Here is a 22,023-nt window from a genome sequence, read left to right as displayed (position 1 = left end):
CCATGAAGCTTGCCCGCTACCGCATCGGCGACGGCCCCGTCCGGATCGGCCGCGTCGACGGCGACCGCATCACCAACGTCTCCGCCGTGCCCGGCGTGGGCACCTCGCTGCGCGCGATCCTGCCTCGCCTCGAGTCGCTGCGCTCGTCGATCGAGGCCGCCGCCGGCCAGTCCCGCCCGCTGTCCTCGGTGACGCTTCTCGCACCCATCGACGACCCGCAGAAATACCTGGGCATCGGCATGAACTACGCCGCGCACGCCGAGGAGGCACGCCAGGCCGGCATCCCCATCCCGGACAACCAGCTGTGGTTCAACAAGCAGACCTCATGCATCGTGGGGCCGTTCGACGACGTGGTGCGCCCGCGGGTGTCGAAGGCGCTGGACTACGAGGTCGAGCTCGCGGTGGTCATCGGCCGCGAGTGCCGCCACGTGAGCGAGGCCGATGCCCGCTCCGTCATCGCCGGCTACATGGTCGCCAACGACGTGTCGGTGCGCGACTGGCTGGTGAAGCGCTCCCCCACCTTCACGCTGGGCAAGTCGTTCGACACTCACGGGCCCATCGGCCCCTGGCTCACCACCGATGACGAGGTGGCCGACCCGCACGCGCTCGAGCTGTCGCTCAGCGTCAACGGCGAGGAGCGCCAGCGCGCCCGCACCGACGACATGATCTACGACATCTACGCACAGATCGCGGAACTGTCGACGGTCATGACCCTGAAGCCCGGCGACATCCTCGCGACCGGCACGCCCGCGGGCATCGGCGCCCCCACCCAGAACTGGCTGAAGCCCGGTGACGTGGTGCGGGCCGAGGTCGAGGGTCTGGGCTTCATCGAGAACACCGTCGTCGACGACGTCGTCACGGAGGGCTGAGCCGTGCCGCGCCGCGTCAGCATCGACATGCCAGGGTTCTCTCACGCGAACCCCATCCCGGCCGCCTCGCGGATCGGGAACCTGATGCTGTCCGGCGTGATCACGGGCCGTCCCGCGGGTGGCGAGATGCCGGCGGGGCTGTCCGAGCAGGTGGCGGCGGTCTTCGCGCACGTCCGCACCCTCATGAGCGCGGCGGGCGGCAGCACCGACGACATCATCAAGATGACGTTCTGGCTCGCCGACTACCGCGACCGCGAGGCACTCAATCGCGAGTGGCTCGCTATGTTTCCCGACTCGTCGAGCCGTCCCGCACGGCAAGCCATGCACGCCTCACTCGACGGGGGCTGCCTGATCCAGTGCGACCTGGTGGCGGTGCTCGACGACCCACCGACGGCGCCGTGAGCACGCAGGGTCGCGCACTTCGCACCGGGCAATCCTCGGTGGTGCGGCTCCTCTCCTCTCCTCGCCGTGCTCACGGCGCTGTCACCCTGCCCTCCCCCTCCCCCCTCCCCCGCAGCAGCGCAAATGAAGACATTTGCACCACAGGGCGGGGGTGCGGATGGGTCCCCGAGGCCGCCGCGTTGCCTCACCACAGACCTCAAGCGAAGGAGCTGACATGACCGACGAGACCACCCTGCTGGAGTCCGTCCCGGCTGGCCTGCTGATTGGCGGCCAGTGGCGTGGCGCCTCCGACGGCGCCACCGTGGACGTCCACGATCCCGCCACCGGCGACGTCATCAAGACCATCGCCTCCGCCACGAGCGACGACGCCCGTGCCGCCATGGACGCGGCTGCCGACGCCTTCCCCGCCTGGTCGCGCACCCCCGCCCGCGAGCGCGGGGAGATCCTGCGCCGCGCCTTCGACCTGCTCATGGAGCGCGCCGACGACTTCGCGCTGCTCATGACGCTCGAGATGGGCAAGCCCCTCGCGCAGGCCCGCGGCGAGGTCACCTACGGCGGCGAGTTCCTGCGCTGGTTCGCCGAGGAGGCGCCGCGCATCGCCGGTCGGTACGGCTCCAACCCCGAGGGCACCGGCCGCGTAGTGGTGAGCCAGCACGCCGTGGGTCCGTGCTTCCTCGTCACTCCGTGGAACTTCCCGCTCGCGATGGCGACGCGCAAGATCGCGCCCGCGCTCGCCGCCGGCTGCACCGTCATCATCAAGCCGGCAACCTTGACGCCGCTCACCACCTTGGCGTTCGCGGCTCTGCTCGAGGAGGCCGGCGTACCGGCGGGCGTGGTCAACGTGCTGACCTCGTCCTCGGCCAGTTCCATCTCGGGCCCCATCCTCGCCGACCCGCGCCTGCGCAAGCTGTCCTTCACCGGCTCGACGGGCGTGGGCATCAAGCTGATGGAGCAGGCCGCGAGCGGCGTGTTGCGCACCTCGATGGAGCTGGGCGGCAACGCGCCGTTCCTGGTCTTCGAGGACGCGGACCTGGATGCCGCCGTGGACGGCGCGATCGCCGCGAAGTTCCGCAACATCGGCCAGGCGTGCACCGCCGCCAACCGGTTCATCGTGCACGAGTCCGTCGCAGAGGAGTTTGCCGCCCGCGTGACGGCCCGGGTCGAGGCCATGCGGATCGGTCGCGGCACCGAGGAGGGCGTGGAGATCGGCCCCCTCATCGACGACCGCGCGGTCGATAAGGCGGCCTCGCTCGTGGCCGATGCCGTCAAGCGCGGCGGCCGTCTGCTCGCCGGCGGTGCTGCCGTCGAGGGTCCCGGAACCTTCTTCGCCCCCACCGTCATCTCCGATGTGAAGCCCGGCACCGAGCTGCTGCGAGAGGAAATCTTTGGGCCCGTCCTCGCCATCGCGCCGTTTTCCACGGAGGACCAGGCGGTTCAGATGGCCAACGACACCGAGTACGGCCTGGTCTCCTACGTCTACACGCAGTCGCTCGCACGAGGCCAGCGCATGATCGAGCGGCTCGAGACCGGGATGATGGGCCTCAACGCGGGCATCATCTCCAACGCCGCCGCGCCGTTTGGCGGGTGGAAGATGTCCGGTCTGGGCCGTGAGGGCGGCGCCGAAGGGATCCACGAGTACCTGCAGACCAAGTACACGATGACGCCGGACCCGTTCGCCTGAGCCTGCCCGGTCGGTGTGACCCGTCAGACAGATTGAACCGCAACCGGACGCGACGCGCCGAGCCGGCCACGGCATCGGCCGTCCGTATCGGCGTGGCGCGGCGCGACCCGGTTCACACCGTCGGCAACGAGGGGAGGCAGGCGCGCGCGAAGTCGGCCACCGCCATGGGCTTGCCCAACAGATATCCCTGGTAGGCGGCGCAGCCGGCGTCCTTGAGGACGCGCAGCTCGGCGTCGGTCTCGATGCCCTCGGCGACCACCTCGAGCTGGAACACGTCTGCGAGGTACATGACCGCCCGCACCACCGCGGAGTTGCTGGCGTCGACGTCGACGTGGTGCACAAACGTGCGGTCGATCTTGAGGCGTGAGACCGGGTAGAGCTTCAGGAGGCTGAGCGACGCGAACCCCGTGCCGTAGTCGTCGAACGCGAGGTGCACGCCCAGGCCCCTCAGCGAGCGCAGAACCTCCAGGGTGTCCTCGTCGTCGCGGGTGAGGATGGTCTCCACGAGCTCGAGCTCGAGGGCGTCACCGGGAAGGCCCATCTCGTGCAGCAACTGGGCCACCGTGTTGACCAGAGTGCCGCTGCGCAGCTGTGACTCGAAGAGGTTGACAGCCACGCGAAAGCCGGGAACGTGCTCTCGCCAGCGCGCCGCCTGCGTGAGCGCGGTGCGGATCACCCACTCCCCCACTTGCGGGGCGATGGGCTTATCCGCGAGCGTATCGATGAAGGCCGCCGGCGACAGCTGACCACGCGTGGGGTGGTTCCAGCGCATGAGAGCCTCGGCTCCCACCAGAGTCTCACCATCGTGAGCCCATTGAGGCTGGTAAACCAGCTCGAACTCGCCGTGCGCGAAGGCCTCCCGCAGCTCGTGGCGCAGCGTGTGCTGCACCACCGCGTCCTCGCGCAGGCTCGGCTCGTACACGTGCACCGTCCCGCGCCCGCGCGCCTTCGCCCGGTACAGCGCGAGGTCGGCGGCACTGACGAGCATTTCCGCGCTGTCGGCATCGCGCGGGTACATCGCCACGCCGGCCGAGGCACCGATCTCCACCTGCTGCGCCTTCGCGACGTAGCCACCGCTGACGGCGTCGATCACACGTTGGCCCAGGACCCGCGCCGCGTCGACATCGTCGCCGTCGACGACCACCACGAACTCGTCGCCGCCCAGCCGCCCGACCATGGCGCCGTCACCGACGTTCTCGTGGATGCGCGCGGCGGCGCACGACAACACCTCGTCACCGACGGTGTGGCCGAGCGTGTCGTTGACTTCCTTGAAGCCGTCAAGGTCGATCATCACGAAGGTCAGCGGCCGTGCGCGGTCCACGCGAGCCGCGAGGGCCTCATGCGCCGCGGCACGGTTCTTCAGCCCCGTCAGGGAGTCGGTGGTCGCCAAGCGGTACAGCCGGCGCTCCGTCTCGAGCTGCGCGGTGAGATCGCGCACGATCGCCCCGACGGCCATCTCGTCGCCCTCCCTCCACGACGACAGCGAAAGCTCGACCTGCACCAGCGAGCCGTCACGGCGCATGCCTTCCGCCCGCACGCGCTGGTCGAGCGGCGCGCCGTCCAGAGCGGCCGCGGCGCGTGCCATGTCGGCAAAGAATTCCCCACGACCGCGCTCGGGGATGATGCGGATCAGCGGGGTACCGATCATGTCGACCGAGCTGTACCCAAAAAGCTCCTCCGCGGCGCGATTCCAGAACGTCGTGATGCCCGCGGCGTTGACGCACATGATCGGATCGGGAGAGGTCGCCGCGATGTTGCGAAAGCGCGCCTCGCTCACGGATTGGCGCACCTCCCGGCAGCGCGCGGCCAGCTGGCTCGCCACCACGACGGCGACGTCGTCGAGCGCGCGCACCGTGACCTCGTCCAAGGGGCGGTCGCCCTCGAGGTCCGCGATCCCCAGGACTCCGAGGGCGCCGGCGCCGTCATCGCGCAGCGCCACGGAGTGCGCTCGGCCCGCGCGGATCGCCGCCGCCACGGCGGAGTGGTCGGTCGAGTCGGGCAACGCGGGTACGGCCGCGCCACCGTCGGCGCCGGAGGCATGCTGGGCCACGGCGTGGCGCGCAAGGGTGAGCACAGCGCCCTCCGTGCGGGCATGGGCGGGGGCCGTGAGGAGCATCGGCTCCTCGCCGTCGACGACGACGGCAGCAAGGGGTGAGCCGAGCAGCATGTCGACGACGGACACCACAGCGTCGAACCCGCGCTGAGCGTCCCGCGCGCGCTCATCCGGCGGCGCTGTGGGCGCCGGGGTCGCTGAGGCGCCCGCGAAAGGCGTGTCCACGGGGATGACTATGCCATCCACGCGGCACCCGATCTCACCCTTGGTGGTAGAAATACGGCCGATGCCTCACGCGCCTGTGAGGTATCCGTCACCTTTCCGAGGGACGTGAGGAACGCTAGCGCCGCCGTGCGGCGACGAGAATCATCGCCAGGCACGCCAGGGCGAGCACCGCGGCGTTGAGGGTGAAGGCCGCGTGGACACCCAGCGCGGCTCCCAGTGCTCCGAAGGTGATGCCTCCGAAGGTCCGCGAGCCCTGGCCTGCCATGCCAAACAGGCCGATGGCACGGCCGCGCTGCTCGGCGGGCGCCTCAAGCTGAACGATCGCGGTCGTCGTCGAGTTGGTCGCCATGGCCGCGGCGCCCGAAATAAACAGCATGAGCAGCGAGGCGGCGTACCAAGGCGAGAGCGCGAAACCGAGCAGCGCGACGGCGTACACGAGCGTGCTCACGACTGCCACGCGCGGGGTAGGCGGCAGCACGCGCGTGGCTTCGAGGAGGAAGCCACCCACGGCGCCACCGAGCGCCGTCGCAACGAGCAGCAGGCTGTACAGGACACCGCCCGCGAGCCCCATCTCCTCGGCAAAGGCCGGCATCGCCGACTGCAGCGACGCTCCGATGAGGAGGGACATCAGCAGTGCGAGGATCAGCGCGATCGCGATGGGGCGGCTACGGCGCGCGAGAGAGAAGGTCGCGAGGGTATCTCGCCACCCGGCGCGAGAGCGGGCGGGACCGGAGCCGGGCGCGGGGGCATCTCGGGTAAACCGGATGCGCACCAGCATGATGGTGAGCGGCAGATAGAACAGGACGTTCACGAGGATGCCGGGTCCCGGGCCGAGCCCGAACAGCAGCACCGAGCCAATGGCGGGACCAAGCACCACACCCAGGCTCTTGAAGGTCGCATTCATCCGCACGGCGCCGGGGAGGAGATCGCGGCCCACGAGCGAGTGGAGCAGCACCTGCTCCGAGGGCCCCCACATCGCGCCCGCCATGCCGTGGAACACGAGCAGCACGCACGCCATCCACATCTCGAGCGTGCCCGTGAGGAACAGCACGCCCCAGGCGACCGAGACGGCCATGAACAGCGCCTGACCGGTCTGGATCACGCGGCGCGGGTCGTGGTGATCCGCGAGACGCCCGAACGGGATCGAGAACAGCAGGAACGGCAGCCAGTGGCTCACCACCTGAAAGCCCACCAGCCACGGGGAGTGGAAGGTCTCCCACAACACCCAATAGGTGATGACGTGCTCGATGTTGTCGCCCATCATCCCCATCGCGGAGAAGATGAGGTAGGTGCGGGTGACGGGGTCCTTCAAAGCGCCGAAGCGAACGGGGGCGGCGGCGCTCGATGTCAGGGCGGATCACTTCCTCAGATTGGCGACATTGCAGGTTATCGCAACGGGCCTCGCGTCATGCATCGCGTTCTGCGGCCGACACCTCTGCCACGCGCCGCCGGAGTGCGGGCAGAAGCGCTATCAGGACCACCGCCGCAAGAATCAGGTACACCGGCAGCACCGCGAACATCGTGGCGTAGCCGAACGTCGTGGCAAGCAGCCCGCCCAACACGGGCCCCGCGAGCTGTCCGACGTCCGATCCGAGGTAGAACGTACTGCTCGCCGCCCCGCGCCGATTGCGCGGGACGACGTTCATCGCCATGGAGCGGACCACGGGCCCCGCCGCGCCGTATCCGAAGGCGGCGAAGGCGGCGGCGACGAGCAAGACGGGCAGCGAAGAGGAGACGCTGATGAGGTACAGCGACACCCCAAAGCTGGCCATCATCGGCAGCAGCATGACATAGCCGAAGCGATCGATGAGGCGGCCACCAAGAGGTGCCGCGATGAAGATACCGAGCCCATAGACGGTCGCGAAGTAGCCGACGTCCGTTCCCATGCCGCGTTCAAGACCGACCACGACAACGAAGGCGTTGACACACGACCAGGCGAGCATGAACAGCAACTGCAAGGCCGCGGGCGGGAGCGCCTCAGCCGCGATCGCCCCCCTCACGGACAGCCGGAAGGGCCGTTTCTTGACGGGCACGGTCCGAATGTTGACCGCGGCGACCATGGCGACGGCCATGATCCCCACGGCGGCGAGGAAGGTGAAGCGAAAACTCGTCGCCTCATAGATCTTGAGCGCGAGCGGCTCGCCCACCATGTGGCCCGCTCCCATCGCCACGGCAAAAATGCCCAGGCCGCTGGCAATACGTTCGCGCGGCAATGCGTCCGCGGCGAGGGTGATGCAGGTGGTGGCGGTGAAGGCTTGGCCGATCCCCTGCAGTACCCGAAACCCCATGAGGACCTGAATGTCCTGAGTCATCGCGTACCCAAAGAAGGATGCGCCGATGACCACGATGGCAGCCATGAGCACGTACTTGCGACGGAAGGCATCGATGGCCGGCCCCGACACCAACTTGAACACCAAGGCGCCGATGGCGAAGGCGCTCACCACGGCGCCGATCACCACAGGGGAGGCGCCCAGCGCCTGCGCGAAGGGCGACATGAGGACGTCGCTGAAGTTGAGGCCCAGGTTGATGAACAGGTAGGCAACGAACACGCTCGTGAAAGAGCGGCTCCAGACTCGCAGGGGCAGCGAGGTCGCGCCGGTCGGCGGCGCGAGCAGGCTTCGCCGGCTCGTGCCATCGTGTCGCGCCATGGTGTCGATCCCTACACGTCGTCGTGCGGCATCGTGCCGCGCCCCCGGTAAGAGGTCAAGGCTCCGGGGAGAGGGTGGACCGCTGAACGGGCCCGGGGTGGTGGGCGGGGCACACGCCTCGGCATGGCCCCGCCCATCGTGGAGTTACGCGGGTCGGACCGCCTCGGCATCTGCCGCGGCCTCAGCTGCCTTCTCTTCCGCAGCGACCTTGGCCGAGCGGCTCTTGACGTAGCCACGCGAGAAGATCAGCAGCAGCACCGCAAGGACAAGGTACACGGGCGCCACGCGGTACATGGTCTCGTAGCCGAACGAGGCGATGATGAGACCACCGACCACCGGGCCCACCAACTGGCCGATGTCGGACGCAAGATAGAGCGTGCTGCTCGCCGAGCCGCGACGAGACTTGGGCACGACACCCATGGCCATCGACCGCACCACGGGCCCGGCCGCACCGTAGCCGAACGCCCCGAAGACGGCGGCCGTGAGCAGCATGGGCATGCTCGTCGAGTAACTGATCAGCCACAGCGCGATCGCCATGAAGACCAGCATCGGGATCATCATGAGGTAACCGAAGCGGTCCACCAGGCGGCCACCGAGCGGCGCAGCGGCGAAGACCGCAAGGCCGTAGGCCGTGTTGAAGAATCCCACGTTGCTTCCCAGGCCCTGCTCCTGGCCAAACACGATCAGGAAGGCGAACACGCTCGACCACGCGAGCATGAACAGCAGCTGCATGAACGCCGGCGGGAGAGCCTCGGGCGCAATGAATCCCTTGACAGAGATGCGGAACTTCTTCTTCGGGAAGGGCTTGATCTTGATACGGGTGACGGCGAGGGCCCCGACGACGAGGATCGCGAACGCGACTAGGAACGCCACGCGATAGTTGGTCGCCTCCTGAATCTTGAGCACGATAGGCGCCCCGAGGATCATGGCGGCGGCCGTGCCGGTGGCGAAGATTCCCATGCCGGAGGCGAGCTTCTCACGCGGCAGCGTGTCGGCGGCGAGTGCGATGAAGCACGTCGCAGTGAAGGCCTGGCCGATGCCCTGGATGACACGGAAGGTGATGAGCACGGGGACTGTGGTCGACAACGCGTATCCGATGAACGCGATGCCAATCACACCGATCGCGCTCAGGAGCACCACCTTGCGGTTGAAGGTGTCAATCGCGGGCGCAGACGCGAGCTTGAAGACGATCGCGCCGTAGGTGAAGCCCGTCGCCACGACGCCCAGCAGCACGGGCGTGGCGCCCAGCGAGTTCGCGTACGGCGTCGCGAGGTTGTTCGACATGTTGAGCGCCAGGTTGACGAGGATGTACGCCACGAAGATGTTCGTGAACCCTCGATTCCAGACACGAGTTCCGGCGTCCTTGACCGCCGCGGTGACATCGGTCATCGCACGCCTCCCGACTCCACTCGCTTCTCGGACATGGTGTTTTCTCCTTGCACTTCGTTGTGACCGTCGTACGGATCGACGACGATGGAGCCCGTGCGCGAGTCGCGCCGGTACATTTTCATGAAGTCCCAGCCGAGCCGTCCCGCGGCGACGGGCCAGGCGTGTGGCGCGTTCTCGACGACGACGTAACGGAACGCCGTCACCCCGTCCTCGTTGTCGATCTCCGCGTTCCAGTGCTTGACGCCGTGAATGACGTCGGTGCGCTCGCGGTCGCCGTAGAAGCCGAGCACGCGGTGGAGCTCGGAGTCGGCACTGTCGAGGTAACCGAGGCAGGTCGCGGGGTCGCGGGGCGCACATCGCAGGCTTGCCATGCGTCGGTTGAGGCGATCCATCATCCACAGGTGTTTGTCGTCACCCTCGCCCGGTGCGGGGTTGTTCGAGAAGCGTCGGGGACCCTTGACATTGCGAGTGGGGTCGCGGTCGTCGTCGCGGCGCGGGTCGCGGTACGGCTCGACGGACGCGGTGGCGCCCCAGTTCTTGCGAGGCGCCCAGTCGTTGACCGGCGCGAAGCTCGAGGCCTCGAATTGGCCGTTGATCTGCATGAAGGGGACGAACGCGTCCTTCACCTCGGCAACCTCGGCGGGCGTGAACGGAGTGTTGACGTTGTCCCAGTCGCGCCAGATGTCGTTGCCGCACGTCACGACCGCGGTGATGCGACGCGGCATGCGGAAGAAGGTGGAGGTGACCTGGTAGCCGCCCTGCGACTCGCCGATCATGTAGACGCGCTCGGTGTCCACCGGGTAGAGCTCGATGAGGCGGTCCAGCACCCTTTCCGTGTTGCGCCAGTTCGTGTCCTGGAGCATCGCGACGATCACGCGCTCAGTCGCGGCGACCTCCGGCATACCGGAGATGAACTCGTCACCCGAGATCGACCTGAAGCCGCCGTGGTTGACGAAGACGACGGGGTAGCGGCGGCCCGTGGCTGCCTCGGTCTCCAGCTCCATCGGGGTGATCAGCAGCCAACGTGTGTAGTAGTCAGAGTTCTCGAACATCTGGCGGCGCAGACCGCGGCTGCGGTAGTACTCCTCCACCGCAGGTCCGGTCGGGTCCTCCTCGAACCGGTAACTCAGCTCGAGTGCATTTGCGTACGCGTCGCCGTACTCACTGTCGAGGAACGCGTCGATGTCGGCGCCTCCGTTGTGTGCGGCGCGCAGGTCCGCGAGGTCGGCCTCAAACTTGGCACCAAACTCGACGTTGGTCTCGCGCGACCACCGGTCACGGCCCGTCAGGGGCCGCACGTGCGCCTCAATCATCATTGATACATCTCCAAATACCTCAGTCATCTTCGACGATGACTGAGATCGTATCAGATACGTATCTAACGATGGCGCGCGATCAACTAGGCCCCGGGAGGCCGCAACGATCGTCGAAAAGGGCCTGGTCTACGGCTCGTAGGCGAGGAAAGGCTCCTGAGCATCAGTCGCGGGTGCGACCGTGACGACCGTGGCGACCAACTCGGAGCGTTCGAAGCTCTCGGCGTATTCGATCGGCCCTTCCTCGGACTCCGTCACCCGCTCGTGCATGATGAGAGGGGAACCCACGGGCACGTCCAAGACGCGCGACTCGATGAAGTCGGCCGCGACGGCACGCATACGACTCTGGCTGCGGCGGAATCGCACCGCGTAGTGCTCGGCGAGGAACTCATAGAGGTAGTGAATCTGCCCCGAATACTCGTCGAGGCCCGGGAACCGTCGCGCCTCGAGATAGCTTGCGATGTGTGCCGCGGGTTGATCACCCGCGATCTTGAGGCGCTGGACCCGAAACACGGGAGTTCCCAGGGGGATCCCAAGCGCATCTGCCACTTGGCCCGCTGCAGGCACGGTCTCGATGGTCGCTCCCTGCGCTGCCAGGGACGACGTGGGGTCCGCCACCAGGCGACTCTCGACCGTGGTGTGGCCCAGCAGCGAGGTGAACGGATAGGTCGAGTTCTCCTGGCGGTCCGGAACGAGCACCTCCGTGCCTCGGCCCTGGCGCGCCGCGACGTAGCCGTCGTCGCGAAGCATGGCGATCGCCTTGCGCACGGTGGTGCGGCTGACCTCGTAGTCCGCCATCAGTTCAGGCTCGGTGGGAAGGTAATCGCCCGCGGAGAACTTTCCCGACGTGATGTCCGCCTTGATGCGTTGGTACACATCCATATACTTCACGGCCATCTCCGCCGCCCCCTCACATTCGTCTGCAATACGACTCTATCGTGAGACGACTGCGCGAACCTTGAGTCGGCACGACAAGGACGTTTCCGTGCAAAGACATGTCACCACAACGGGCACACCATTCGCGCCCTCACGGCGTGCGCCCGAGTGCAACGGTGATGCACCCAGGGGCGGCCCGCTACGCGGGCTGAGCCTCCGCATCGGCCGCCGTCAGGCCGCTGGGCGGCAGCACCTCGATCGAGGTGGGCGCCGGGCGCTGCAGGGGCGCGGGCGTGCCCCACTGCGGTTCGCCGTCGACGAACGGCAGCACCTGCGCGCACGCCTGGCGGTTGGGCTCCCACAGCGGGTCACCCACGATGGTCGTGTAGGTGCGGGCGTGGTAAACGAGCACCGTGTTGCCGTCGGCGTCCTCGGTGAACGAGTTGTGGCCTGGCCCGTAGATGCCGACGCTCGGGTCCGAGGTGAAGACCGGCTGGTCCGACTTGGTCCACGACGCGGTGTCGAGGAGATCGGCATCGGCGTCCGCGGTGAGCAGGCCCATCGCGTACTCGATGCCGGTGCCCGACGCCGAGTAGGTGAGGTAGATGCGTCCGTCGCGGATGAGCACGCTCGCGCCCTCGTTGACGGAGAACACCTGGCACTCCCAGTCGAACTCGGGACGCGTGAGCAGCACGGCGGGCGTCGCGAGCGTCCAGGGGTTGGCCATGCGCGCGATGTAGAGATTGGAGTTGCCCTCGATCGCCAGGTCCTGCTGCGCCCACACCAGGTACTGCTCGCCGCCGTGCACAAAGCTGGTCGCGTCGAGCGCGAAGGTCTCCCAGCCGGTGTCGACCTGGCCGCGCTCGACCCAGGTGCCCGTGATGGGGTCCTCGTCGGTGCACTCGAGGCAGTAGACGCGGTGGTTAAAGGTCTCGGCCGTGTCGGGCTCGTCGGCGCTCGGCGCACCGTTGGGCGAGGCGGCGTAGTAGATGTACCAGGCGCCGTTCACACGGTGGATCTCGGGGGCCCAGATGAGGTTCGACTGTGGGCCGGACTCGTGCTTGGTCCAGATGGTGACCTCGTCGGCTGCCTGCAGGTCCTCGAGGCGCTCCGCGCGACGCAGCACAATGCGGTCGTACAGCGGGTACGAGCCCGTGAAGTAGTACTGGCCATCCACGCGCAGCACGCACGGGTCGGCGCGCTGCAGCACGATGGGGCTCGGGATGCTCTGGACGTTCTGCATGATGACCTCAGTCTTGATGGGCGCGGGTGGCGGTGACCGCCACGCCGGGCGTCCTCAGCGACGGCGCCCGGTTTTTCTAACGTTGTAAATGCTACCTGACGCGGCGCGGGAGGGCCAAGTGCGCGGGGTCCCGGACAGTACACCCGGCCAGCGCGTGAGGCCCCGGCACGCCGCGCGCCATCGATGCGGCGTGCCGGGACGGCTTGCGGAATCAGTCGCGGTCCACGCGCGACAGCTCCTCAATGTCCACCGTCGACGTCGCGACCGTCGGAGTCGCGGGCACCAACTCCGCGAGGGCCGGGTCGAGCTCGAGATCGGTGTCGTTCTGACCCGGAGCCAGGAGGCCCTTGTCGTTGCGCATGAGGAAGCTTGCGGCGACCGTCACGGCCACGATGACCACCGACATGATCAGGTAGGACGACGAGAAGCCGATGGCCTCGTACGCGGCTCCGAACGGCAGCGAGAAGGCGGCCACACCGAGCGACTTGGCGACGCCGAAGCCCAGCATGTAGGCGGTCGCGGAGATCCGCACGTCGAACATCCGGGTGATGTACTTCATCACCGACACCAGCATCAGCGGCATCTCGATCGCGGCGAGCAGGCGCCAGGCGATGAGCGCCTCGGTGGTCGTCACGAGCGCCGAGCCCAGCACGCGCACCACGAGGATCGCGGCGAACAGTTGGAGGCCACGCTTGGCGCCGATCTTGTTGACAAACCACGGCGCGACCAGCATCACGGCGGCCTCGGCGAAGATCTGGATCGTCACCACATTCGCGAACAGGCCCACGGGGTCCCCGCTCTGGACGTGCTGTTCGAAGTAGATCGAGAACTGCTGATCGAAGACGTCGTAGAGGGCGGCGGTGCCGAACATCAGCACCACGAAGCCGACGAAGCTGCGGTCACGCAGCAGGCTCTTGATGGTCTCTTTGCTGACGCGAGCGCCCTCGCCGGGCTCGTCGGACACACCAGCCTGGCGCGCGCCGTCGGGCACCTTCGCCACGAACAGCAGGACGCCGAGCACCAGCGCGCAGAAGGAGGCGGCCCACCAGATCGAATCCGGGTTCACGTTGGTCCAGATCCACCCGCCGACGGCCGTGATCGTTCCACCCGCGATCGAGCCGAACAGGCGGGCGTGGCCGTACTCAAACCCGTTGGCGCGCGACGCACGCTCGTTGAAGGCCTCGACCACGCTGACGCCGGCCAACAGGACGAACGACATGTAGATACCTGCGATGACGGAGGCCCCGATGACGTTCCAGCCCATGAGCGCGGGGAACGCGATCACAAAGAACGGACCCACCATTGCGCCGCACAGCACCACAAAGGAGAACAGGTGCTTGCGCAGTCCAAGACGGTCCTGAAGATAGCCATAGAGCGGCTGCAGGCACAGCGCCGTGATGGCCATCACGGTGTTGATCAGGCCGATGTTGGTCTCGCCCAGACCCGCCTGCTTGAACCACAGACCGTGGAACGAGAAGAAGATCTGCCAGACGGCAAAGTAGAAGAAGTACAGGCCGCCGTAGTTCCAGAACACTCCGCGCTTGAGCGATTCCTTGAGCGTCGACGTGGAGGCGGTCGCGGTGATGGCGCTCATGCGAGCCGTCCTTTCGGTACAGGGGCGCGCGGGCGCGTCCGGGGTAGGAGGGGGCGCGGGGGCCGATGCGTCACTCGGGCTGGCAACGACCGTCACGCAAGCGAGACGGTCACCGAACGAAGAAGCGCGGTGCGGCCGGGGCGGAAGGGCGACGGTCGCGCCGGCGAGGGGCCTCGCGCGAAAGGACCCGTCGTCGGGTCCGTCGTGTCACACTACCTTCCCATTGGGAGCGGTCACAGCCAACGGCCCTAGGTCCCGGTCCGTGTCCGAAATGTGACGCAACCGCAACCGGGGCGTGGCCGAAAACGTCCTGGCAGGCAGCGCCATCATGTGACGATGGACTCCCGCGCATCGAGGCGCCCGTGTTCCACGCGCCCCGCCTGAAAGGACCCTCGATGCGACGCCACCTCACCGCCACGCTTGCCGTCACGACGGCACTGCTGTGCTCGGCGTGCGCTGGCAGCGCCACCGATGAGGCCGCGCCGCTGACCGCTCCCGGGGCCGCCGACATCGCGCCGAGCACCGATCCCGCGGGCATCTATTGGGACACCGTGTCCGGCATCGAGACCGAAGTCGAGGAGATCATCTCGGTCGCGATCGGGCAGTCCTTCCACGACCGCGTGGGCGGCCAGGACACGTCCGTGGCCCTCGCGACCGTCGCGGCGACGGACCTCGCATGGCAGCTCGACGGCGGCTTCGACGAGATCCCGGAGCGCTCTCGCGACGAGGACATCTTGGTCGCCGCCGAAGCGGACCCGGCCTCGATCGGCGACACGTCCGCGGACGCCACCCGCGCCAAGGCCTTCCTCCGCTTCGGCTCCGAGGACTCGCGCGACCATGCGCGTGACTTCTGCCGCATCGTCGCCGAGGGCACGCGCGCGGAGTTCATCGCGGCGGTGGCCGATGCCGCAGACGCCTCCCGTACCGACGTCGCCTCCCCCGCCGCGTCCGGCGCCGAGCTCGCGCCGGTGGTGTGCCCCGAGCTCACCGACGAGTACCTTGAGGCGCTGCGCGAGCTCGGCTCGCTGGGCTGACCTCCGGCGCGACCGCCCCTCGCCGCTCACCCCAGCCGGGCGACGTCCCCGTGCACCTCAAGCCCCGCGGCCTCGCCCGTGTCGGCGAAGACCACCTCACCGGACGCGTCGACCAGTTCCACATGCACGCGCGCGTCGAGCGTCTCCTCGACCCGTTTGTGCATCTGGGTGCGGATGGGCGCGTGCAGCAACCCTCCCCGGCGGCGCTCGGCGCGCAGACGCAACTCCACTCCAGACCGGGCCTTCATACGCCAGGTGATGGTCGCATCGGCCGTCTGAAGTGACGTGACGCGGGCGCCGGTGTAGGTCGCGAAGCGGTGCAGCTCGTCGCCGATCCTCAGCCCCACAATGAAGCCAGGAAAGCTCGCGCGGCCCCACGGGATGCGCGCGATCGACGCGGACAGGCTCACGTCCGGGCGGGAGAAGTGGTTGGTCTGCATCCAGATGTACGCCTGCGGGAACGCGCGGCCCCAGTCCTTTTCGAGGTAGCCGCGCCCGCCGGTGAAGTCGAGTTCGCGGCCCGCGAGGGTCAGCGAGCCCGCGAGGTCGTGGCCGAACGAGACGAGCCCGTGATAGCACTCCATGGTCGGCACCCACGCGTAGCGGCCCATGACGCCGGGCTCGGCCAGGGTCACCGGCCACGGGTCGAGCGGGCTGGCGAAGCGCACGGTGCCGGCGAGCTGCGGACCCTCGAGATCCACGTCGACGCCTCCCGTGCCGAACCGATTGCGGCCCACCGCGACGTTGAACTCGCGCGCATCCGCGAGGAAGTCCGTGACCGGGAACGCGTCGTACCAGGACTCGCCCGTCGAGCCGTCGAGCACCTGGACGAAGGCCTCATCGGGCGCCGTCGCGCCGGGGCCTCCCAGGAAGATGCCGGGAATGAGGGCGAGCCGATGGGTGCGATCCGCGGACACGAGCTTGACGTACCAGCCCTCAAAGAAGCCGCGTCCGCCCTGATACGAGCCGTGATACCCGTCGGGGTGGAGTGTCGCGGCGAACGTGCGCGCCGTGCGCGTGAGGGAGCCGGGGATGCCCATCTCGTCAGCCTACGTGCGGTTGCGGTGCGCGGATAGGGCGGCGACGATGGACCGATGGCTCAGATACTGCTGCTGCACCACGTCCAGGGACTGACCGACGGCGTGCGCACCTTCGCGGACTCGCTTCGGGCCGCCGGGCACACGGTTGCGGTGCCCGACCTCTTCGACGGAAACTCGTTCGCCACGATCGAGGACGGCTTTGCATGGGTGCGCTCGCAGGGCTTCGAGTCGGTTCGCACACAAGGCCTGCAGGCGGCCGATGCCATGGCCGGCCCGGTCGTCTATGCCGGACTCTCGTTTGGGGTCACCATGGCGCAGCGGCTCGCGCAGACGCGACCCGATGCCGCCGGGGCGCTGTTGCTGCACTCGTGCATGCCCGTATCGGAGTATTCCGAGTCGTGGCCCGCGGGCGTGCCCGTGCAGATTCACGGGATGACGGGCGACGAGTTCTTCGACGAGGACCTGCCGGCGGCGCGGGCGTTGGTCGATGCGGCTGATGATGCGGAGCTGTTCGAATACGACGGCTCCGCACACCTGTTCACGGACGCGTCGCTGTCCGACTACGACGCCGCGGCGACGTCGCTCGTGATCGAGCGGGCGCTGTGCCTGCTGGAGCGGGTCTAGCCGCGCAACTCCGTCTGTGCCCGGGACAGCAAAGCCAGGGCGCGGACGCTCTCCCAGTTGCCGGGCCTCAGACCGTCAGCCGTGGAGGCCGCGCGGGCGAGGAGCGCCGCGGCATCGGGCGTGCCCTTGGCCGACAGGGCGAGCACGGCGAGCGCCTCGACGCTCTCCCAGGTACCGGCCTTGAGCTGCTCGGCGGCTGCGACCGCCGTCGCGCGGGTCGACGCCCCGGGGTCGTAGCGGGTATCCATGCGCACCTCCGTGGCGGGGCACTGGCGGGCCCCTCACCGCATAGTGGCACGCGCCGGGCGCCTGCGGAAGAGCCACGTCCACGGATACGATGCGGGCATGGCGAGACCTGCACCGATCGACGACGTCTCCAAGGGCGAGGGCGTGCTGCGCCTGGGCCAGTTCCTGCAGATGGCGGGCCTGGTGGACTCCGGCGGCGAGGCCAAGGAGGTCATCCGCGAGGGCCTCATCACCGTGAACGGAGAGGTCGACGAGCGCCGCGGCCGCCAGCTCGCCGTGGGCGACGTGGTGGCGTTCGGCGGGCGCCGGGCCCGCGTCGCGGAGTAGGCGCTCGCCGATTGCACGCGGCGAGCCACTTAGTGCCCGCTTCTCAGCGCGCATGCTCCCTACGAGCCATTCAGTGCCCGCTTTTCGCCGCAACCGTGCACCAGGTGGCTCCCAGCGCGCACGCACGAGCACGAAGCGGAGGAGAGCGCCCCACGGACCTAAGCAAAAGGCCCCGATCCGCATGGACCGGGGCCTTCTCGATGGAGCCGCCTAAGGGAATCGAACCCTTGACCTATTCATTACGAGTGAATCGCTCTGCCGACTGAGCTAAGGCGGCGTGCACCCCCCGTGAGGAGGTGCGGTCCACCATGATAGCGGGTCAGCAGCGAGTTCCCGAATCCGGCAAGACCTCGTCCACCAGGAAGCCGTCGACGTTGTCGATGATGCACTGGTTGGAGCGCCCGTACGCCGTGTGACCCTCGCCGTCGTAGGTCAGCAAGGGTGCGTCGAGTTGGGTCGCCATGGCCTCGGCCCATGCATACGGAGTGGCGGGGTCGTTGGTCGTCCCGACCACCACGATGCGGCCCGCGGCGCCGGCCGCTGCCTCGTCCAGGGAGTCCACAATCTGCGCGTCCGAGACCGGCCACCCCTCGCATCCGGTGCCCGAGGCGAACCACCAGCCGAACGTCGGCGACGCCTCCTCGGCCTCGACCGTGAAGTCCGCGATCTCGTCGTAGGTGACCGGGTCCTCCTCGGCGCTGTCGGCACAGTTCACGGCCGTGAACGCCCACGTCGAGTTGGTGAGGTACGTGTCCGAGGCGGCGTCGCGGTCAAAATACAGATTCGCGAGCTGGTACATGATCGCGCCGGTACCCGTGGTTTCGATCTCCCGGAAGCCCTGCGTGAGGTAGGGCCACGAGTCCTCCGAGTACAGCGTCACGATGATGCCGTACAGCAGCAGGTTGCGGTTCAGCCGGTAGGTGCTGAGGGTCTGGAGCGGCTCCTCGAGCGCCTGGTCCAACATCGCCGTGGTCTCAGCTAACCCCTCGTCGACCGTGTCGCCCAGCGGGCAGTTGCCCTGGTCGATGCACCACTCGAGGTAGTTGCGGTACGAGTTCTCAAAGCCCGCCGCCTGGCCCAGGGTCAGCTCCTGGCCGTCCATCTCCACGTCGAGCGCGCCGTCGAGCACCATGCGGCCCACGTTCTCGGGGAACACCTCCGCATAGGTCGCCCCCAGCTGCGTGCCGTAGGAGAAGCCCAGGTAATACAGCTCATCGTCGCCCAGCACCGTGCGAATCACGTCCATGTCGCGCGCCGCGCTGACCGTGTCGACCTCGGTAAGGAAGTCGCCCGTCTCCGCCAGGCAGCCGGCCGCGAACTGCTCGGTGCGCGCCACCTCGGCGTCCACGTCGTCCTGGCTCTCGATCACGACATCGGCCATGTAGTAGTCGTCGATCACGCCGTCGGGGCCGCACTGCACGGGGGTTGATTCGCCCACGCCGCGCGGGTCGAATCCCACGATGTCGTACGCGTCCAGCAAGTCGTCGCCCGCGATCGTCGCGAGGTATTCGGTCATGTCCAGGCCCGAGCCGCCCGGCCCGCCGGGGTTGATCAGCAGCGAACCGATGCGCTCGCCCTGGCTGCGCGCCGGGTGGCGGTTGATCTCGAGGCTGACGGTCTCACCATCCGGCTCGTCCCAACTCAGCGGCACCTGCAGCGTGGCGCATTCCACTTCGCCGCACGCGCTCCAGTCGACACCCTGGCGGTACACGTCAGGTAGATCCGTGACATTCGGGGCGGCCGATGCCGTGGCACCCCCCGTGCTCGTCTCCTGTTCCGTGGGGCTCACCTGGGTCTTGTCGGGGATGCAGGCGGTGAGGATCAGCAGGCTCGCCGCGGCGAGCGCCGCGACGCGGAGCGGGGATGTCATGGCGCCAGCCTACGGGGCGCGGGTAAGACTCCGATGGCGCCGATCAGGCGGCGACCCGGGGGCGCAGCGCGAGAGCCATCGCCTCCATCGCGAGGACCGGCGAGACGTTTCCCGCGAGGCGCTTGCGGGCCTCGGCGAGGGCGTCCAGGCACCGCAGGGTGTCCGACAACTGCGTGCGCCCCGCGAGCTGCTCAATGTGTCCGCGGTGGGATTCGTTGACGAGCGCCTGCCCGGCACCCACCTGGAGGACCGAGACGTCACGGTACAAGCTCATGAGGTCCACCAGCGCGCGGTCGAGGACGTCGCGCTTGTGCCGGGTGGCACGGCGCTTCTGGTCCTCCTCGAGCTGCTTGACCTGGCTGCGCAGCGCGGGCGGGAGGCGGCCACCGTCGTCGGCGCCCAGGGTGCGCAGCAGCTCGTTGCGCTCGGCGACGTCGCGCTCCTCGGTGGCGGCCTTCGCGTCTTCCTCGGCCACGGCGACAAGATCGGCGGCGGCGAGCACGGCGTCCCCCACTCCCCTGATCTCCGTCGCGAGGGCGAGGATCTGCTCGCGGCGCGCGCGGGCATCGGGGTCACGGGCCAGACGTCGAGCGACGCCGATGTGGCTCTGCGCCGCGTAGGCGCACTCCCGCGCGAGGCCGGGCTCGACGCCGTCGCGCTCGACCAGCAGACGCGCGACGTCCTCGGGGTCCGGCACGCGTAGGCCCACGTGCCGCGAGCGCGAGCGGATGGTCACCATCACGTCCTGGGCGCTCGGCGCGCACAGCACCCAGACGGTGCGCGCGGGCGGCTCCTCGATGGACTTCAGCAAGAGATTGGTGGTGCGCTCGGCCATGCGGTCGGCGTCCTCGACGATGATGATGCGCCAGCGCCCCTCGGACGGGCGCGACTGCGCCGTCGCCACCAGGTCGCGCACCTCGTCGATGCCGATGACCACCTTCTCCGTGGCCAGCACCGTGACGTCGGCATGGACGCCGGAAAGTGCCGTGGTGCAGGCGCGGCACTCACCGCAGCCGCCGTCGACGCACTGGAGTGCGGCGGCGAAGGCCCTCGCCGCGACCGAACGGCCGGAACCAGGGGGGCCGGTGACGAGCCACGCGTGCGTCATCGCCTCGGGCCGCTCGGCGGCCGCCCGCAGCGGCACGACCGACTCCTGCTGGCCCACCAGCTGGTCCCAGACGGTCATGGCGTGCCCCAGGGCTCGAGCCCCACGGGCTCCGCCGGCACCGGCGGCAACCCCGCGGCGGCCATGGATTCCGCAACGGCGGCGGTCACGTCCGCCGCCACCTCGTCGATGCTGCGTGCGGCGTCGATCACCGCGTAGCGCGCGGGTTCGAGCGCGGCGCGATCAAGGAACGCCTGGCGGATCAGGTGCTGATGCTCGGCGGTCTCTCGCTCCACGCGGTCCAGGTCGCGGTCGAGCCGCTCGGCGTGCGGCTCCATGTCGAGCACCACCGTGAGGTGAGGCACCAGATCCTCGGTGGCCCAGCGCGAGATGCGCTCGACCTCGTCTCCGAGTCCGCGGGCTCCGCCCTGGTAGACCACGGACGAGTCAATGTAGCGGTCCTGGATCACCACGCCGCCGGCCTCCAGCGCGGGGCGAACCTTGGTCGCAATGTGGTGGGCGCGGTCGGCGGCATACAGCAGCGCCTCCGCCCGCGGAGCGACGTGGCCGCCGTGCATGATCGCCTGGCGCAGCTCCACACCCAGGTCCGTGCCGCCCGGCTCCCGCGTCACGGTGATGTCCCGACCGGCGGCGCGCAGGTGGGTCGCGAGACGGTCGATCTGCGTGGTCTTGCCCACGCCATCGCCGCCCTCAAACACCACGAAGAAGCCGCTCATGCGACCAACCTACCGGCGGGGGCTGACACGAGCGGACGGGGAGTGGAGAACGGGAGCCGGCCACGGCATCGGCCGGATGAAAAACTGCGGCGAGCCCCTTGAGCTGCCGATAGGACTGGGGAGACACTGGTCACTGAGGGGTGACATGAGACGCGTGGCGATTCTTGTGGCGGCGATGATGGCATCGCCGCTCGTGGCATGCGCGCCCGAGCCGCCGACGGCGGTCTTTGTGGGCGACGCCGCGGCGCTGGTCGCCCCGACGAATGCGCCCTCGTGGGTGGACTCCGTGTCTGCGTCACAGGGGTGGACTGAGATTAATGCGGGCTGCTCGGACTCGGGCTATACGCAGCGCGGCACCGTGTGTATGGCGACGTTCCGCGAGCAGCTGCCCGCGCTGGTGCCGGACGAGCCCGATGTGGTGGTGGTCTCGGGCGGCGTGTCCGACCTGGACGCGACGCCCGGCGAGATCCGTGCGGCGGTGCGCGCGACGTACCTTGAGGCGCGCGAGACGTTCCCCGACGCGACCATCTACGCGGTGGCGGGTCTGGCGACGGGGCCGTCCGACGCCGTCTCGGTTCTGGATGACGCCGTCGCGGAGGCGGCGACGTCCGTGGGCGCCATCTACGTCGACGTCAGCGAGCCGCTCACGGACCCCACTCTCATGGCCGACGACGGCTCCTTGACCGCGGCGGGGCACGCCGCGGTCGCGGAACTGACGTCGAACGTCATCAGCGCGGAGTAGGTCTC

At 68.7% G+C, this 22,023-nt stretch carries 20 protein-coding genes and 1 tRNA gene; 7 read left to right on the top strand and 14 right to left on the bottom strand.

Translation table 11 applies throughout. The features are described 5' to 3' along the window. Window positions 1-2: 2 nt before the first annotated feature. The 3 genes from B7K20_RS00375 (at window position 3) to B7K20_RS00365 (ending at window position 2,952) form a co-directional block, all read left to right on the top strand. On the top strand, window positions 3-869 hold the full coding sequence (locus tag B7K20_RS00375; RefSeq protein ID WP_084099531.1) for a fumarylacetoacetate hydrolase family protein: 867 nt from the start codon (window positions 3-5) through the stop codon (window positions 867-869). Between the two features lie 3 nt (window positions 870-872). Continuing rightward, window positions 873-1,271 carry a RidA family protein gene (locus B7K20_RS00370; protein ID WP_234985636.1) on the top strand — a complete coding sequence of 133 codons (399 nt, stop codon included), beginning with the start codon at window positions 873-875 and terminating at the stop codon, window positions 1,269-1,271. Window positions 1,272-1,485: 214 nt separating this feature from the next. Next, window positions 1,486-2,952 carry an NAD-dependent succinate-semialdehyde dehydrogenase gene (locus B7K20_RS00365; RefSeq protein WP_084099530.1) on the top strand — a complete coding sequence of 489 codons (1,467 nt, stop codon included), beginning with the start codon at window positions 1,486-1,488 and terminating at the stop codon, window positions 2,950-2,952. A 112-nt stretch (window positions 2,953-3,064) separates the two neighbouring features. On the opposite strand, the gene B7K20_RS00360 is transcribed toward B7K20_RS00365, so the two are convergent. The 8 genes from B7K20_RS00360 to B7K20_RS00330 all read right to left on the bottom strand — a co-directional run bounded on the left by B7K20_RS00360 (window position 3,065) and on the right by B7K20_RS00330 (window position 14,389). Further along, on the bottom strand, window positions 3,065-5,230 hold the full coding sequence (locus tag B7K20_RS00360) for a bifunctional diguanylate cyclase/phosphodiesterase (protein ID WP_084099529.1): 2,166 nt from the start codon (window positions 5,228-5,230) through the stop codon (window positions 3,065-3,067). A gap of 115 nt (window positions 5,231-5,345) precedes the next feature. Further along, entirely contained in the window at window positions 5,346-6,542 is a 1,197-nt protein-coding gene (locus B7K20_RS00355; RefSeq protein ID WP_200808993.1) for an MFS transporter, read from the bottom strand. Window positions 6,543-6,636: 94 nt separating this feature from the next. Beyond that, on the bottom strand, window positions 6,637-7,878 hold the full coding sequence (locus tag B7K20_RS00350; protein WP_084099527.1) for an MFS transporter: 1,242 nt from the start codon (window positions 7,876-7,878) through the stop codon (window positions 6,637-6,639). A gap of 144 nt (window positions 7,879-8,022) precedes the next feature. Beyond that, a complete protein-coding gene (locus tag B7K20_RS00345) occupies window positions 8,023-9,267 on the bottom strand; it encodes an MFS transporter (RefSeq protein WP_159449264.1) in 1,245 nt (414 codons plus the stop codon). Next, a complete protein-coding gene (locus tag B7K20_RS13010; protein ID WP_159449263.1) occupies window positions 9,264-10,583 on the bottom strand; it encodes a hypothetical protein in 1,320 nt (439 codons plus the stop codon). Before B7K20_RS13010 ends, B7K20_RS00345 begins: the two co-directional genes overlap by 4 nt. Before the next feature lie 126 nt (window positions 10,584-10,709). Then, the gene (locus tag B7K20_RS00340) at window positions 10,710-11,477 is read right to left on the bottom strand and encodes a GntR family transcriptional regulator (protein WP_084099525.1); all 768 of its coding nucleotides are present in this window, start codon (window positions 11,475-11,477) and stop codon (window positions 10,710-10,712) included. A gap of 178 nt (window positions 11,478-11,655) precedes the next feature. Then, window positions 11,656-12,699, bottom strand: coding sequence for a family 43 glycosylhydrolase (locus tag B7K20_RS00335; RefSeq protein WP_084099524.1), 1,044 nt, complete (start codon window positions 12,697-12,699; stop codon window positions 11,656-11,658). Window positions 12,700-12,910: 211 nt separating this feature from the next. Then, entirely contained in the window at window positions 12,911-14,389 is a 1,479-nt protein-coding gene (locus B7K20_RS00330; RefSeq protein WP_371327852.1) for an oligosaccharide MFS transporter, read from the bottom strand. 299 nt (window positions 14,390-14,688) lie between these two features. Here B7K20_RS00330 and B7K20_RS00325 point away from each other — a divergent pair, with 299 nt between their 5' ends. After that, complete coding sequence (locus B7K20_RS00325; RefSeq protein WP_084099522.1) at window positions 14,689-15,327, top strand: hypothetical protein; 639 nt, start codon at window positions 14,689-14,691, stop codon at window positions 15,325-15,327. Between the two features lie 26 nt (window positions 15,328-15,353). Here B7K20_RS00325 and B7K20_RS00320 read toward each other — a convergent pair whose 3' ends face one another. Next, on the bottom strand, window positions 15,354-16,367 hold the full coding sequence (locus B7K20_RS00320) for a tocopherol cyclase family protein (RefSeq protein WP_084099521.1): 1,014 nt from the start codon (window positions 16,365-16,367) through the stop codon (window positions 15,354-15,356). 54 nt (window positions 16,368-16,421) lie between these two features. Between B7K20_RS00320 and B7K20_RS00315 the strand changes: the two genes are divergently transcribed. Then, window positions 16,422-16,991 carry a dienelactone hydrolase family protein gene (locus B7K20_RS00315; protein WP_084099520.1) on the top strand — a complete coding sequence of 190 codons (570 nt, stop codon included), beginning with the start codon at window positions 16,422-16,424 and terminating at the stop codon, window positions 16,989-16,991. Here B7K20_RS00315 and B7K20_RS00310 read toward each other — a convergent pair. Continuing rightward, window positions 16,988-17,239 carry a hypothetical protein gene (locus tag B7K20_RS00310; protein ID WP_084099519.1) on the bottom strand — a complete coding sequence of 84 codons (252 nt, stop codon included), beginning with the start codon at window positions 17,237-17,239 and terminating at the stop codon, window positions 16,988-16,990. The genes B7K20_RS00315 and B7K20_RS00310 overlap by 4 nt on opposite strands. A gap of 97 nt (window positions 17,240-17,336) precedes the next feature. Between B7K20_RS00310 and B7K20_RS00305 the strand changes: the two genes are divergently transcribed. After that, window positions 17,337-17,564 carry an RNA-binding S4 domain-containing protein gene (locus B7K20_RS00305; RefSeq protein WP_200808992.1) on the top strand — a complete coding sequence of 76 codons (228 nt, stop codon included), beginning with the start codon at window positions 17,337-17,339 and terminating at the stop codon, window positions 17,562-17,564. 201 nt (window positions 17,565-17,765) lie between these two features. Here B7K20_RS00305 and B7K20_RS00300 read toward each other — a convergent pair. The 4 genes from B7K20_RS00300 to tmk form a co-directional block, all read right to left on the bottom strand. Beyond that, window positions 17,766-17,841 (bottom strand) — tRNA-Thr (locus B7K20_RS00300). Window positions 17,842-17,883: 42 nt separating this feature from the next. Further along, window positions 17,884-19,434 carry an alpha/beta hydrolase gene (locus B7K20_RS00295; protein ID WP_084099518.1) on the bottom strand — a complete coding sequence of 517 codons (1,551 nt, stop codon included), beginning with the start codon at window positions 19,432-19,434 and terminating at the stop codon, window positions 17,884-17,886. A 43-nt stretch (window positions 19,435-19,477) separates the two neighbouring features. After that, window positions 19,478-20,620 carry a DNA polymerase III subunit delta' gene (locus tag B7K20_RS00290; RefSeq protein ID WP_084099517.1) on the bottom strand — a complete coding sequence of 381 codons (1,143 nt, stop codon included), beginning with the start codon at window positions 20,618-20,620 and terminating at the stop codon, window positions 19,478-19,480. Beyond that, a complete protein-coding gene (gene tmk, locus B7K20_RS00285) occupies window positions 20,617-21,276 on the bottom strand; it encodes a dTMP kinase (protein WP_084099516.1) in 660 nt (219 codons plus the stop codon). The genes B7K20_RS00290 and tmk overlap by 4 nt, the downstream gene beginning before the upstream one ends. Window positions 21,277-21,421: 145 nt before the next feature. Between tmk and B7K20_RS00280 the strand changes: the two genes are divergently transcribed. Next, complete coding sequence (locus B7K20_RS00280; protein ID WP_159449262.1) at window positions 21,422-22,018, top strand: GDSL-type esterase/lipase family protein; 597 nt, start codon at window positions 21,422-21,424, stop codon at window positions 22,016-22,018. Window positions 22,019-22,023: the final 5 nt, after the last annotated feature.

Origin of the sequence: Demequina sp. NBRC 110051 (assembly GCF_002090055.1) — a bacterium.
Classification (GTDB): domain Bacteria; phylum Actinomycetota; class Actinomycetes; order Actinomycetales; family Demequinaceae; genus Demequina.
This window is presented reverse-complemented; position numbering and strand designations above follow the sequence as displayed.

Bases quoted from the DNA above. Each gene is read 5' to 3' on its own strand.
- B7K20_RS00375 (WP_084099531.1), top strand. From the start codon at position 3: ATGAAGCTTGCCCGCTACCGCATCGGCGACGGCCCCGTCCGGATCGGC.
- B7K20_RS00365 (WP_084099530.1), top strand. From the start codon at position 1,486: ATGACCGACGAGACCACCCTGCTGGAGTCCGTCCCGGCTGGCCTGCTG.
- B7K20_RS00350 (WP_084099527.1), bottom strand. From the start codon at position 7,878: ATGGCGCGACACGATGGCACGAGCCGGCGAAGCCTGCTCGCGCCGCCG.
- B7K20_RS00345 (WP_159449264.1), bottom strand. From the start codon at position 9,267: ATGACCGATGTCACCGCGGCGGTCAAGGACGCCGGAACTCGTGTCTGG.
- B7K20_RS13010 (WP_159449263.1), bottom strand. From the start codon at position 10,583: ATGATGATTGAGGCGCACGTGCGGCCCCTGACGGGCCGTGACCGGTGG.
- B7K20_RS00340 (WP_084099525.1), bottom strand. From the start codon at position 11,477: ATGGCCGTGAAGTATATGGATGTGTACCAACGCATCAAGGCGGACATC.
- B7K20_RS00335 (WP_084099524.1), bottom strand. From the start codon at position 12,699: ATGCAGAACGTCCAGAGCATCCCGAGCCCCATCGTGCTGCAGCGCGCC.
- B7K20_RS00325 (WP_084099522.1), top strand. From the start codon at position 14,689: ATGCGACGCCACCTCACCGCCACGCTTGCCGTCACGACGGCACTGCTG.
- B7K20_RS00320 (WP_084099521.1), bottom strand. From the start codon at position 16,367: ATGGGCATCCCCGGCTCCCTCACGCGCACGGCGCGCACGTTCGCCGCG.
- B7K20_RS00315 (WP_084099520.1), top strand. From the start codon at position 16,422: ATGGCTCAGATACTGCTGCTGCACCACGTCCAGGGACTGACCGACGGC.
- B7K20_RS00310 (WP_084099519.1), bottom strand. From the start codon at position 17,239: ATGGATACCCGCTACGACCCCGGGGCGTCGACCCGCGCGACGGCGGTC.
- B7K20_RS00305 (WP_200808992.1), top strand. From the start codon at position 17,337: ATGGCGAGACCTGCACCGATCGACGACGTCTCCAAGGGCGAGGGCGTG.
- B7K20_RS00295 (WP_084099518.1), bottom strand. From the start codon at position 19,434: ATGACATCCCCGCTCCGCGTCGCGGCGCTCGCCGCGGCGAGCCTGCTG.
- B7K20_RS00290 (WP_084099517.1), bottom strand. From the start codon at position 20,620: ATGACCGTCTGGGACCAGCTGGTGGGCCAGCAGGAGTCGGTCGTGCCG.
- tmk (WP_084099516.1), bottom strand. From the start codon at position 21,276: ATGAGCGGCTTCTTCGTGGTGTTTGAGGGCGGCGATGGCGTGGGCAAG.
- B7K20_RS00280 (WP_159449262.1), top strand. From the start codon at position 21,422: ATGAGACGCGTGGCGATTCTTGTGGCGGCGATGATGGCATCGCCGCTC.